Consider the following 12,980-nt stretch of genomic DNA (forward strand, 5'->3'; position numbering starts at 1 on the left):
CTCATCAGGACCCGCGTTCTGCGGATCCACGCGTGTGGCTACGTGGTGAATTTCGACGTCGATCATCGGTGAACCACGACGTGTCACCAGCTAGCGTGTTCCCACGCTCGGGCGCGTCCGCCGAACGCGCGGAAATGGCGATTTCACGTTGTGTCAGCTGCGCTCAAGCCAAGACGTCAGTCAGCCGGGCGATACGCCGGATACGGATCGAAGAAGGAGATCCCAGGTCTGGGGCAGCGCAGATTCGAGGCTGCGCCCTCGCCAAGCAGAACCCGGGTAGAGCAGATACCGCGTCGCGATTCGCTGCCAGCCACTACACCGAGGCGAGCACCACACCCGTTGGTGGCGGCAGTAGCCCCGGTGATGCCCGTTCTGCGGGTCGCGCAGAGAATTAAGCGGTGCACTCACACAGACAGACGCGGTCGTCGGGGATCGACGTCGGGCGGGGCCGGCGATGAGCAAGGCAAGCGAGGCAGTAGCAGCCGCTGGCGGCTGGAGGGCATGGTTCGGTGCTGCCCACACGCTTCCGTCGAGCGCGACGAAGGAAGAGAAGGCAAACCGGGGCCGGGAGTTCGAAGCAGCGCTCATCGAGATGTTCACCGAAGCTGATCTAGATCCGCGATCGAGCTATCGACCGCTAGGAGAGGAGATTGACGGTTCGATTTGGTTAGACGGGCGGACATATCTGTTCGAAGCGAAATGGACCACCGCAGTCCATCCGGCCTCAAGCCTCTACCAGTTCAAAGGCAAGGTCGAAGGCAAACTCACCGGCACTATCGGCCTGTTCTTCAGCATGAGCGGTTACAGCACCGACGCCGTCGAGGCCTTGGTCGCGGGTAAAGAGCTGAACATAGTGCTTTTCGACGGCGCTGACGTGGGACTCGTTGTCGAAGACCAGATCGATATCGCGAAGGCGATTCGCTGGAAGCTTCGCGCCGCAGCGGAATCCGGCACTCCCTACCTGCCACTGAACGATCTTCTGAGGAGTGCGCGCCTCGGGACAACGGTCGGGCTCCCGCCGCGCACAGTCTTCGTCGAAGGGCGATTCGACGAGTTGGTTTTCGAGTATTGGCGCGACGTCCGAAACGCCGTGCAGCCAGTTCAACTTATGGCTACTGCTGGGCCCGGGAACATGGCACGCATGATCGATGCGGTACTCCAGATAGCCGGGGAAGACATGCCGTTTACCGCCATCCTTGAGGAAGACCCGGCCGGACGCCGATCAGGTCGGGAGGTTCAAGAGCTGGTCGATCAGACCAACGCCGCGGGTGGTCACGCCCGGCTGCTGTGGATCCCAGGATCGTTGGAAGAGTGCATGGGGCTCAATGATTCCGGCGGCCGCCCGAGTTGGCGGTTGCGTCGTGATCAACTTGTCCAACGTCTGGAACAGGTCGACCTCGACGAGCGAGTCAGGCTTCACCCCGAACTGGCGCCCGTACTCGACGCCGTGGGGATTCCGGTGCCGAGGCCCTAGCCCTCCCAGTTGAAGCCCTGTTCGGGCGCCTCGGCGCGGTCATCCTGCTGCTGGCCTCGGGTGGTCAGTCCTCGCGCGCCAGATCGCGGGCCTGCGCCCGCGCGAAGTCGCCGTCACCTCCAGCGGGGTTCGCATCGGCGCCCAACCGCTGCTTCGCTTGCCTGCCAACGGAAACCCGCAAACATGTGCGGTCGCGATGTTCGAGCGCTGGCAGCTGGTCCTAGCCCACGCTCCCGACCCTTTCAGGCACCTGCGCCTGGAAACCCTGCTCGCCGACCTCGACGGTACCGAACTCGATGATGCTGGACCACAGCGTGCACCGGTCGCCCTCTGCTCGACGAACTGCTCGACCGCTTCGACCACATCGCGGCGGACTTGGGAATTCGGTAGCTAGGTCGCGACCGCCCCGTGCACGCTGGCGTTGCCGTCTATCGATGCGGGTTATGTCGGAGGTGTCTGCCATGCTGGTCACCATGGCGGATGCAGATCTGCTTCGAGACCTCCGTGCGCGAGTCCTCGATGAAAACGAGCCCCTCGCGGGTTTGCTGCGCACATGCCTGGCGCTGGGCGCGATCACGAAGTCCACGGAGCTACGACGGTGGGCGACTCAGGAATTGAAGGGCTACGGCCCCGAAGAGAAGGTTCCGGACTACCGCGAATTGTCCCTTCCGCTGTTCGTCGATTCGACCAGCGGCAATACATTCCTACAGGGGCAGAACATCGCGAGATTGGCCGCGCCGCCGGATGCGCAGGAGTTCATCGCGGAAACCATCGCGTTCCGGCAACCGGTCGAAGACCTCGCGGCCATGAACGGCAGCCATCGAATCGGGTTTGCCGGACTGAGCTTCGCGGCCTCCGTCTGGAACAAGAAGCTGCCGTTCGCACAGAAGATCGTCCAGCTCTACTACATGACCTCCGACTCGACCGTCCCCGGCCTGCTCGGCACAATCCGCACGACCCTGCTGGAGATGGTGCTCGACATGACCCAAGACCTGCCTCTCGATCAGCTGCCGACACGCAACCAGGTCGACGCGGCCGTGCAGGTCCACGTCCACGGGGGAACCCATGAGCAGTACAACGTCGAGGTCGGCACCAACCACGGTGTGATCGGCCAAGGCACCGCGTCGGCCCAAGCCCAGCACAACGGCACAAACTCGACTCCGGAGGCGGCCCTCGCGGCGATCCGGGCGGCGCTGGCAGAAATCGACGATCCCGACGATCGCGCCGTCCTCGCCCAATCGGTCGACGACTTCGAAGAAGCTGTCGCTCACGGTGATCCGGAGACAATGCGCCGCCGGGGCGGGATGCTCAGCCGGTTGGCCGCCGGCATCGGGAACGTGGCGCTCACCGCCGCCGTAAGCGAAGGCGTTCAAGCAGCGGTAGGAGCGCTCACCTAGCGATGTCTACCAGTTACGTGATGGAGAACCTCCGGCGGCGTGTGATCGACGAGTCCGAACCCTTGGCCGGGCTCTTGGGCACGTGCCTGCTACTCGGCACCGAAACCGGCTCGGATGCCCTGCGCGCCTGGGCAAGTGCCGAACTGCACGGTTACGACGCGCAGGACGAGGTGCCGAAATATCGGCGGCTCCAGATGTCGCTGACGGTCGACGGCTGGATCGGCGCCATGCCGAGGCACAGATACTCCGTCGCGGTGTGGCACCTCAGGAAGACCGCGAGAGGCTCCAGGCGATGAAGGTCTCACAGTCCGTCGAGGAACTGGAGAGCTTGGCAACGTCGATCAAGCCTCGCCAGCACCGCCATAATGGCTTGTTGGCGGCGGCCAGAAGAGCTGAAGGCATTCCCTTCACACGAGTCGAGCAAGCGTATTGTCTGACCTCGCCTGCGGCAATGGCGGGGATTGTCGGAAAGATCCGGACGACACTGGTGGAGATGGTGGCTGACATGACGAGAGACGTTCCCTTCGACGGGCTGCCCCCGCGCAACCAGGTCGATTCCGCGGTGCAAGTAAACCTGCACGGCTCCCGGGATCAGTACCACATCAAGGTCGGTACTAACTCCGGCGTCATCGGCCAGGGCCCCGGTTCTTCGCAGACGCAGCACGTCACGAACACGGGCCAGGAGCTGGCCGATCTGCTCGAGCGACTGCGAACCGCGGTCGCCGAGATCGGTGATGACGACGATCGTGCCGATGCCGCACGGACCGTCGACGACTTCGAAGAAGCAGTGTGCCAGGACAATCCGGAACCCGAAGCGGTCCGCAGCCGCTGGCGAGCCCTCCAACGTATGGGCGCTGTGTTCGGTGGTGCGTTCGGTGGCGCCGTTGCTTCCGAGACGGCCTCTGCGGTGGTCGGCGCGATCACCTCGGCGATGTGACGCGTCGCCGAAGAGGATGGCGTGACCTGGGATGGTGGCCGATGCCGAACTGCTCCGCGATCTTCGTGAACGAGTTCTCGACGAGAGCGAATCCTTGGCGGGACTTCTGCGCACGTGCCTAGCGCTCGGAGCGGTCACCGGATCCGAGGTGCTACGTTCGTGGGCATCCAGCGAGCTCAAAGGATACGAGGGCCGTGCCGAGGTCCCGGACTACCGGAAACTCCGGTTACCGCTCTACCTCGATTCCATGTCCATCTCCCAGGTCTACGTGCGGGGATACTCTGTCTCCCGGTACATGGCCCCGGCCGACGCCAGGGATCTCATCCCCGAATTGGTGTCGTTTAGGGCACCGATCGAGGATCTCGCTGGCATGGCCGACAGCAAGGAAACGCACCAGATTCGGTTGGAGAGCCTCAAGTTCGCTGCGTGGCGGTGGAACTGCGCGCGGAAGGATGGCGACCCCTGGATCGCCGATCTCTACTACAGGGTTTCGTCGGTATCCCTGGCAGGTGTGCTCAGTGTTGTCCGGACCACGCTCGTCGAGATGGTGATGGACATGGCCGAGCACGTGCCGCTCGACCAGCTACCGACTCGGCGACAAGCCGACGCGGCCGTTCACGTGCATGTGAACGGCTCACGCGACGAGTACCACGTGAACGTCGAGAACAATACTGGTGTCATCGGCCAAGGCCCAGCCGGCACGCAGGCCCAATACGCGCCCTCCCTCTCCGGCGAACCATGGCAGCAACGATGGCGGAGCTGGTTCAGGCGGCCGTGACGCGACATGTACTACGGCGACGGCTTGAAAAGCTTTGTGCCAGAATAAGATAGGGTGCCGCACCGCTGGTCAGGCTGCCGGCAGCAAACAGAAGCCTCAACCGGTGCGCCGCAGACCACGCACGTAGGACATTTCACCAGCCCCCATTTCGGCCCCAGATAGTGTGTCATTTGTCCGGGCGACCTCCTTACCGATTTTCCACCGAGTTGGACAGATCTCACCGGAAACCGGTCCACGCGAACGACTCTCACAAAACCTGAGGACCCCGGCGTGACACCAGGGGTCTCAGCATCACGCAGGATCAGTCGTCGTCTTCGTTGTGGTCTAGCTCCGCGGCTTGCTCATCGAACCGTGACTGCGCGGTCGGAAAATCAGGATCGCTCGGCCGACCGGGCTCCAGTCGAACCAAGAACGGTCCGACTTCCATCAGCACTTCGAACTCGGCATGTGCGGACGCCCTTTCGGTATCCCTGCCGCCACTTCCCCCGAAAGTTCAGTCATGTGGTGCGATCGGATGCGGCGCAGAACGCCCTGTATTGCCGCTGGGCGCTCGGTCGGGGACCCCGACCGTGACGTCACCTTTCGCCGATGCCGCATTCTGCTCGTCCGTGGCCACGCCAGAATTCGCCGATGAACGGCGTCACGGTTCACCGATCTAGCCACGCGTGCTGTTGCGGCTAGCCCCGCGCATAGGAGAACCGTGTGGTCGGTGCGCGCGAAACCGAATGCGCCGAGATCGCGTTTCGATACGCCTGCAAGCTCCTGGCCGCAGCCTGTACACGTTGGTGGGTCTGACGCGCTACACCAGCTCAGGTGCTCGGCGTCGTATACGTTTGAGAGCGCCGTCGGCGCGAGTCGACTGCAGGGTCTTCAGTATCGGGACGGCCGAGGCCCAGGCTTCTAGAGCCCCACTGTGGTCGCCGTATTCCCAGCGTGCGACGCCGACGTCGGCGATGGTGCGGCCCCACACCCGCCGGTGCTGGGATGGATCCCAGAATGACGCGGCTTCGAGGTGGTGTGCTTCGGCTTCGCGCCATTCACTCAGGGCGCGAAAGGCTTTCGCTGTCTGGTTGTGGGCGGTGGCTTTGTCGCCGCACCACCATGCACACCATGGGGGGACCGCCGCCACATGGTCGGTGTGGATGCCGGGTTCGGCGGCAGTCAGCACGGTGCGGGCCTGTTCGTGCTGGCCGGTTTCGGCATGGCAGCGTGCGAGCGCCACCGTGAATACGGCCTCGGTGGCTGTGTCGACCCTTCCGCGTACCCGTCGGACGGCTTCTTCGGCTAGGTCGACACAGAATCGGCGTTGCCCGAGGTCTGCGCCTTGGAGTGCGAGGATACGGAACACCCATCCGTCGTGGCCGGGTATGCCGGATTCGGTGGCCAGCTCGAGCGCGGTGAGGTAGTAGCGTTGCGCAAGGCCGTGGTGTCCGGCGTCGTGGGCTTTGAATCCGGCGAGATATGCCAGCTCAGCGGCGGCTGAGAAAGCTTGCGCGCGAACGCTACCGGAGGCGTGGCGGGCGCGGAGCATGTCGGTGACGTCGGTGGCCAGCAGTTCGGCGACCGCGGTGCGGCCGACACCGCCGCCGCGATGTTCGTCGAGCCGCGCGAATGCGTCGATCACGTGCCGCAAGGCCTGCACTTCGCCTATTCCGACCAGACGGGTGTCGTCGGTGGCAATGAGGCGCTGGACCGGTTCGGCGGGCAACGCCAAGGCGCTGGCGCTGGTCGCGGCGGAGTAGGCGGCGCGACGCAGGAACGAACGTCTGTCCACGTCATTCCTCCCAAGGGTGCTCATCGCGGTCACAGGGTCGATCGCAGCTTTGAAGAGTCGTTCGTAGCAGGAGATCACATCGGCGTTCGGTGTGCGCCTGCCGGTCTCGAAATGGCCGAGGGCGGCTTTGCTCCAGGAGGTTCGGGCCGCGACAGCATCCAGCGACATGCCCGCCGCTTCCCGTGCCGCCCGCAACCGTGCACCGACCATCGCGGAATCCGGCGTCGTCATTCTCCGATGGTAGGAGTAGGTGTAGACGGCTGTAGACGATTCCGATCTTTGGTGCCCACACCATCGAATGCATCCCACTCTCAGGAGGCATTCGTGAGCAGAATCCTGGTCACCGGCGGAGCCGGTTTCATTGGCTCCCACTATGTTCGGCATCTGCTGGATGCCGATGACGTCGAACAGATCACCGTGCTCGACGCCCTGACTTACGCCGGTCACGCGGAGAACCTGGGTTCTGCGCTGCTGTCACCGCGCGTGCGACTGGTGGTTGGTTCGATCCTTGATATCGAACTGGTGTCCGGGCTGGTCGAAAACCACGATCAGATCGTGCATTTGGCCGCCGAATCGCATGTCGATCACTCGCTGCGTGACGCCGGGCGATTCGTCGGGACCAACGTCTCGGGCACGCAGGTGCTGTTGGATGCGGCTCGCCACCGGGGCGTCGACCGGTTCGTGCACGTGTCCACGGATGAGGTGTACGGGCCGCTGCAGACCGGGGCCGCGAGCGAGGACGCACCACTGGCGCCTACGGTGCCGTATGCGGCGTCGAAGGCCGCCGCGGACCTGCTGGCGCTGTCGTATCACCGCACCTATGGTGTCCCGGTGTGCGTGACGCGCTCGAGCAACAATTTCGGTCCCCGTCAGCACCCGGAGAAGATCATTCCCGCTCACATCACCCGCCTGATCCGGGGCGAGAAGGTCGTTCTGCACGGCGACGGCCGCCATGTCCGCAACTGGCTGCACGTCGCCGACAACTGCGCCGGACTGGAGTTGGTGCGTCGCGCCGGGACGCCGGGGCAGGTGTACAACCTCGGTGGTGGCACAGACCTGACCAACGCCGAGCTCACCAAGCTGCTGCTGGAGGCGTTCGGTGTCGGATGGGATCGAGTGCAGCGGACACCGGATCGTCAATGCAACGACCGCCGGTACGCGATGAGCATCGACAAGGCCGCCGCGCTGGGCTACCGGCCGCGCCGCGACATCCGGGAAGGGCTGGCGGAGACCATCGTCTGGTATCAGCAGCGTCCGGACCGGTGGGCACCGATGCTGGCTGGTGCACGGACGGTGGTCGCATGACCGCCCGCGACCCACGGGTCTTGGTGACCGGAATCGGCGGTCAGCCTGGATTCGACTCCGCCCGCCGACTGCAGGAGCTTGGGTGCACAGTGGTCGGGGTCGACGCCGACGCCTATGCCAACGGCCTGCGCCTGCCCGGTCTGATACCGCGGGTGTGCGCGCCGGTCGGACACGCTGACTACACCAAGCGGCTGCTCGAGGTGTGCCGCGAACAGCGGGTCGATGCCTTGATCTCGACCGTGCAACAGGAACTGCCGCAGCTTGTTTCACTCGTGCCTGCCCTGGACCGTGTCGGGGTGGCAACGTGGTTGCCGCCGCTGCAATCGATCACCGCCTGTACCGACAAGGCCGCCTTCCATCGTGTCGTCACCGTTGCGGGGCTACCGACACCGGCCACGTGGCTTCCCGACCAGCTCGACACCGTGCCCGCCGATGCGGAACTGGTGGTCAAGCCCCGCCACGGGCACGGCTCGCAAGGGGTGATCTTCTGCCGCGGTCGAGAACAAGCGCAAGCCGCGTGTCTGGTGGTGGCCGACCCGATCGTGCAGGCCCGTGCCCGTGGACGTGAGTTCACTGCGGACTGCCTGGTCGGGCGCGACGGCCGGACCTCGGTGATCCTGCGCGAGCGGTTGCTGACCAAGGGCGGCCTCGCGTTCGTGACCCGCACCATCACCGACGGCCACACTGACTCTGTGGTCCGGGCGACTCTGACCGCGGTCGAGGCGACCGGCCTGGTCTGCGTCCAAGGCTTCCTCGCCGATCACACACCCGACCGGGTGCTGGTCACCGAGGTCAACCTCCGCCCGGCAGGGGCGTTCCTGGCCGCCGAAGCCGCGGGCGCCGACCTGATCGGACAGCTGCTCGCCGGTCTGCTCGCTGGAGCGGTCGACCATTCCCGGCTCACCTATCGACCAGGGGTGACCCTCACGAAGTACATCGACACTCTCGTCGTAACCAATGGAGCCAATCATGCTGTCTCGCAGTGACATCGGGCCCGCCTACGCACGCAACGCTGCCCCGTTCCTGCACGGCCCGGAGATCGAGGCGATGACCGCGGCGTTGATGGCCGGCCAGTACGGTCACCACACGGAAACCGAGCAGTTCGAGGCCGAACTAGCTGCCTTCCTCGGCGTGCCCGACGTGGTGGCCGTCTCCCGCTGCACCGCTGCCCTCCATCTGGCGTTGCTGGCGGCCGGTATCGGACGCGGTGATGATGTGGTGGTGCCCGCGCAAACGTTCTGCGCCACCGTGCACGCCATCCGAGCCGTCGGCGCGGTCCCCAGGTTCGCCGACGTCGACCCGCACACCCAATGTGTCACCGCCGACACCGTCGCCGCGGCGATCACCGACGACACCAGAGCCGTGCTGCCAGTGCACTACGGAGGTCGCGCCGTCGATCTAAGGGCCCTCGCCCCGGAGCTGGCGGAACACCGAATCACGGTCGTCGAAGACGCCGCACACGCTTTCGGGTCACGACACCGTGACGGCAGGCTCGTCGGAACGACCGGGGCACTTACCTGTTTCAGCTTCGGCCCCATCAAGACCATCACCAGCATCGAAGGCGGTGCCATCGTCCCGCGTGACCGGCGCGAAGCCGAACGGCTGCGCACCCTGCGGCTACTCGGCATCCGTGCCAAACAGGCCGAACGGATCCGCAGCACCGACTACCTGGTCGACGGAACTGGGCTGCCGTATCACCTGTCCGCTGTGCACGCCGCGGTCGGACGAGTTCAGCTGCGCCATCATCACATCGTCGCCGAGCGTCGGGTGACCCTGTGGCGCGCCTACGCCCGCGCGCTCGTCGACATCGACAACGTCGAGCTGATCGACGTCGATATCGACTACACGATCCCGTTCAACGCGGTGGTCCGGGTGCCAGATCGTGACGTGGTGTTCGCCCGGATGAAGGAAGCCGGGATCGGTGTCGGTGTGCACTACCCGCCCAACCACACTCAACCGGCGTTTCGGCGGTGGACCCGACACCGGCCACTACCGGCGACCGAAGCCACCGCCAGTGAGCTGCTGTCGCTGCCGTTTCATCCCGCGATGACCGAACACGACGTCACCACCGTCACATCGACCCTGACCGCGATTTTGTCCTGACCGAAATCACCGCCGGGCCGCTGGAACCGCTCCCGCGGCCTGGACCACCACATCGGTCAGCGCCGCCGCGGCGTCCGGACGACCGAGCTTGCGCGCCCGCGCCGCAATCGCCTCCCGCCGAGCAGGATCAGCCAGCAACAGCTCCACCGCAGCCTGCACTGCCTCCGCCGTGATCCCCTCGCTCACAGTGACCGCTGCTCCCGACTCCGACAGCAGCCGTGCCGCTTTGGCTTGCTCACCCCCAGCCGAGGACGCCAACGGCAACAGCACCGCAGCCCGGCCGACCGCGGTCAGCTCGGCGAGGGTTCCCGCGCCGCTGCGGCTGATCACCACATCGGCCAACGCCAGCACATCAGCCACCAGATCACCGGAGACGAACCCACACAGGTGATATCGGGCGGACAACTCGGCGGGCAGACCAGCGACGGCCACCGACAGTGCCTCCACGTTGGACGGCCCTGCCTGATGAATCACATTGGAGCGCATTAACATCCACGGCAGCAACTCGGCAACCACACTGTTGATCTCCCGCGAACCTTGGGCGCCGCCAGTGACATAGACCGTCGGCAACCCGGGATCGAACCCAGTCCCGAGCTGTGTTCGCGCCCGCGCGGGTTCTCCGCCGAGAATCGATGCGCGCACCGGGTTTCCGGTGACGATCGCGCGAGCGCGTAGACGCGGTCCCAGCAGCGCGATGCTGGCTTCGGCCGTCAACGCGATCCTGGCCGCGCCCTTGGCCAATACTCGGTTCGCCAGCCCAAGACCGACCGTCTGTTCGTGCACGACCAGCGGGACGCGCAATAGCCGTGCCGCCAAGCCAACGGGCAGCGCTACGAACCCACCGGTGGCCAGCACCACATCGGGTTTGAACCCAGCCACCGCCCGTATGGCCTGCAGCGCACCCACCGGGACACGACCCAGATCGGTGAGGTTCGCGCGGTTGAGCATCGCCAGCGGGTTACGGTCACGGCGAAGCTTGCCCACCTGCACCGAAGCAAAAGCTATACCTTCAGTTTCGGCGGTTCGCTGCTCGAGCGACCCGGCCTGACCGATCCACAACAACTCAATCGGACCGGCCAACTCACGCAGCTGGCGTGCCACTGCCAGAGCAGGAAACACATGGCCACCGGTTCCACCGCCGGTGAGCACGACCCGAAGCTTGTCAGTCACGCCCGTGATCGTAGGGGCATCGCCATGCCATCGAACGCGACGGGCTGGGATAAAACCGCATCGATCCAATGAGCGCCCCGTTCAGCGCCGAAAATCGCCGAACGGAAGCGCCCCAACGCCGCCACTGAGCGGGGCACTGCTTGTCTCCCCCGCCCGCTACGCCGAGCACGCCTGGATGGCCGCTCGGTCGAGTTCGGCGCGCAGACCGGACAGCCTGGCGTGCAGCAGCTCGCGATCAGCGCTGGTCGGAATCGCCAGGACCTGCTTTTCGCTCAGCAGAGCATCGCTGGTGTTGGGGTTGGCGCGCTGGCGCGCGAGGAGGTCGGTTTCGGTGGTGGTGTCCATGAGGGTGCTCCTGGTAAGCGATGGTCGTAGCGGCGGGGTTGGCGCGGCGATGGAGAGGCTGGCAAGACGAACGGCCGGTGCGCCGAAGTCGTTGCGCCGTTTGCGTTCTGTTCTCAGAGTTGAGCGGTGCGCAGGATGAGCTCGATGTGGGGTCTGATGCCGGAGATCGTTGTGTCGATGCCGTTGTCGTGTTGCACGCTCATGCCGATGACGACGGTGAATAGGAACGTCACCACCAGGTCGACATCGATCCTGGGTCCGGAAGTGTCGAATGTGGTGGCGGTGAGCAGTTCGGTGAGCGCGTCGCCGATGACGCCGACTCGGTCGCTGACTTCGGTGCGGCTGGTGTCGTCGAGGGCGGCGAGTGCGAATTCCAGCGATACCCATCCGGGTCTGGTCGCCAGGATGCTCGCCCAGATGGCGAGGGTGGTGATGAGGTGGTCGGTGTCGCGGGGGATGGTCCGTGAGATGCGGTGGGTCGCGCGGGTGGCGAGGGTGTCGGCGACTTCGTGGGCGATGTGGCGTTTGCGGCCGAAGTAGTGGGTGAAGGTGCTGTAGCTTGTCCCGGCGGCTCGGCAGATCCTGTGGATGTTGGTGTCGGCGTAGCCGCGGGTCAGCAGCAACTCGGTTGCCGCGCGCAGGAGACGGTCGCGGGTCGCAGTCAAAGGCAGCTGGGCGTCGGTGTCCGCGGCGCCCAGCACGCAGTCGATGGGTTGGTGATCGACGTTCACAGCGGCTGAACCTGCTGTGCGGCAGCGCCTTTCGGGCCCTTGCCTCGGACGAACTGGACGCGCTGTCCCTCGTCGAGGGAGCGCCAGCCGTCGGTCTGGATTTCGGAGTGGTGGACGAAGATGTCGCCGCCGGTATCGCTGGCGATGAATCCGAAGCCTTTGGCCTCGTCGAACCATTTGACTGTGCCGGTTTCCATGGGTTCCTCGAAATTGGTTGTGATTCGGGATGGGGAGAGGGTTCGGTTGGTGGTGTTCGATGTCAGTGGCTGTCGCGGTGATCGGCGTCGTAGCCGCTGAGGACGTTGCGGTGGGGCCGTGAGAGCGCGGCGGCGGATGATCGTGGTGATCAGCTCGCCGATGACGAGGGCGATGGCCGAGTAGTCCAGGACGGTCACGAAGAAGCGCAACCGCGGCCGCTCGGTTCTCGTGGTGTCGCACTGGGCGCTGAGCATCGCCGCTGCGGCCTGCCCGCGCTCGGCGTCCGGACGCATGCACGACTTCCCGGTCGCGCTCGTCCGATCACTATTGTCCTCACCGCCAGGGCAGCAGACGTTCGGCGCGATGACTGTAGGCACGCTGAGCGTCCGACAATGCAGCGCGGGCAAGATCGTCGTGGGACCGTTCGGCGTACGTCACCCACTGCGCGGCCACCGTCGAGACCAACGTGCCCATTCCGAGCTCGGCGGCGGCGAGGTCAACGATCGGCGCCAGTTTCCGGTCGATCGTGCGGACGATCCACGAGATCTCATCATCGAGGGCCTCCAGGTCGGCGCCCGCGAGCCGGGAGCGGCGAGGATGCGCCTCGATCAGCGGTGCCGAAAGCATCGCCATCCAGTCCGGTGTGGACGACTGTTCATGGGCGGGTGCCCACGCTGCGAAAAGGGCGAGCCAATCCTTGGCTTGCGGCAGCCCGGCCAAGCTCGGGTCATGCGAGTCCACCGGCATTGTTACTCCTGTTCTGGTGAT

14 protein-coding genes are annotated in these 12,980 nt (G+C 65.3%); 8 read left to right on the forward strand and 6 right to left on the reverse strand.

Annotated features, from left to right (window positions below; all coding sequences use genetic code 11):
- The first annotated feature begins 454 nt into the window (after nt 1-454).
- The 5 genes from FB390_RS21585 to FB390_RS21605 all read left to right on the forward strand — a co-directional run bounded on the left by FB390_RS21585 (nt 455) and on the right by FB390_RS21605 (nt 4,586).
- A complete protein-coding gene (locus tag FB390_RS21585; RefSeq protein WP_141810570.1) occupies nt 455-1,474 on the forward strand; it encodes a restriction endonuclease in 1,020 nt (339 codons plus the stop codon).
- A gap of 461 nt (nt 1,475-1,935) precedes the next feature.
- A complete protein-coding gene (locus tag FB390_RS21590; protein ID WP_141810571.1) occupies nt 1,936-2,871 on the forward strand; it encodes an AbiTii domain-containing protein in 936 nt (311 codons plus the stop codon).
- Nucleotides 2,872-2,873: 2 nt separating this feature from the next.
- Nucleotides 2,874-3,167, forward strand: coding sequence for an AbiTii domain-containing protein (locus FB390_RS34660; RefSeq protein ID WP_141810572.1), 294 nt, complete (start codon nt 2,874-2,876; stop codon nt 3,165-3,167).
- A complete protein-coding gene (locus FB390_RS21600) occupies nt 3,164-3,808 on the forward strand; it encodes a hypothetical protein (RefSeq protein ID WP_141810573.1) in 645 nt (214 codons plus the stop codon). The genes FB390_RS34660 and FB390_RS21600 overlap by 4 nt, the downstream gene beginning before the upstream one ends.
- Before the next feature lie 31 nt (nt 3,809-3,839).
- On the forward strand, nt 3,840-4,586 hold the full coding sequence (locus FB390_RS21605) for an AbiTii domain-containing protein (RefSeq protein WP_141810574.1): 747 nt from the start codon (nt 3,840-3,842) through the stop codon (nt 4,584-4,586).
- Between the two features lie 799 nt (nt 4,587-5,385).
- Here FB390_RS21605 and FB390_RS21610 read toward each other — a convergent pair.
- A complete protein-coding gene (locus tag FB390_RS21610; RefSeq protein WP_185757118.1) occupies nt 5,386-6,591 on the reverse strand; it encodes a helix-turn-helix domain-containing protein in 1,206 nt (401 codons plus the stop codon).
- Between the two features lie 51 nt (nt 6,592-6,642).
- Here FB390_RS21610 and FB390_RS21615 point away from each other — a divergent pair, with 51 nt between their 5' ends.
- The 3 genes from FB390_RS21615 to FB390_RS21625 are packed head-to-tail and all read left to right on the forward strand — an operon-like array spanning nt 6,643 to nt 9,768.
- Nucleotides 6,643-7,665, forward strand: coding sequence for a dTDP-glucose 4,6-dehydratase (locus FB390_RS21615; protein ID WP_221639335.1), 1,023 nt, complete (start codon nt 6,643-6,645; stop codon nt 7,663-7,665).
- Nucleotides 7,662-8,651, forward strand: a complete 990-nt coding sequence (locus FB390_RS21620) for an ATP-grasp domain-containing protein (protein WP_141810577.1) — start codon at nt 7,662-7,664, stop codon at nt 8,649-8,651. The genes FB390_RS21615 and FB390_RS21620 overlap by 4 nt, the downstream gene beginning before the upstream one ends.
- Nucleotides 8,635-9,768 carry a DegT/DnrJ/EryC1/StrS family aminotransferase gene (locus FB390_RS21625; protein ID WP_141810578.1) on the forward strand — a complete coding sequence of 378 codons (1,134 nt, stop codon included), beginning with the start codon at nt 8,635-8,637 and terminating at the stop codon, nt 9,766-9,768. Before FB390_RS21620 ends, FB390_RS21625 begins: the two co-directional genes overlap by 17 nt.
- 6 nt (nt 9,769-9,774) lie before the next feature.
- Here FB390_RS21625 and FB390_RS21630 read toward each other — a convergent pair whose 3' ends face one another.
- From FB390_RS21630 to FB390_RS21645, 5 genes are all read right to left on the reverse strand, one after another.
- The gene (locus tag FB390_RS21630) at nt 9,775-10,938 is read right to left on the reverse strand and encodes a UDP-N-acetylglucosamine--N-acetylmuramyl-(pentapeptide) pyrophosphoryl-undecaprenol N-acetylglucosamine transferase (RefSeq protein WP_221639336.1); all 1,164 of its coding nucleotides are present in this window, start codon (nt 10,936-10,938) and stop codon (nt 9,775-9,777) included.
- A gap of 156 nt (nt 10,939-11,094) precedes the next feature.
- On the reverse strand, nt 11,095-11,283 hold the full coding sequence (locus FB390_RS21635; protein ID WP_141810579.1) for a hypothetical protein: 189 nt from the start codon (nt 11,281-11,283) through the stop codon (nt 11,095-11,097).
- Nucleotides 11,284-11,396: 113 nt separating this feature from the next.
- Entirely contained in the window at nt 11,397-12,014 is a 618-nt protein-coding gene (locus tag FB390_RS21640) for a TetR/AcrR family transcriptional regulator (protein ID WP_185757119.1), read from the reverse strand.
- Nucleotides 12,011-12,211 (reverse strand): cold-shock protein, encoded by a 201-nt coding sequence (locus FB390_RS33635; RefSeq protein WP_185757269.1) that lies wholly within the window; start codon nt 12,209-12,211, stop codon nt 12,011-12,013. Before FB390_RS33635 ends, FB390_RS21640 begins: the two co-directional genes overlap by 4 nt.
- Before the next feature lie 334 nt (nt 12,212-12,545).
- Nucleotides 12,546-12,959, reverse strand: a complete 414-nt coding sequence (locus FB390_RS21645; protein WP_141810581.1) for a hypothetical protein — start codon at nt 12,957-12,959, stop codon at nt 12,546-12,548.
- Nucleotides 12,960-12,980 lie beyond the last annotated feature (21 nt).

Origin of the sequence: Nocardia bhagyanarayanae, assembly GCF_006716565.1 — a bacterium.
GTDB classification, from domain to species: Bacteria; Actinomycetota; Actinomycetes; order Mycobacteriales; family Mycobacteriaceae; genus Nocardia; species Nocardia bhagyanarayanae.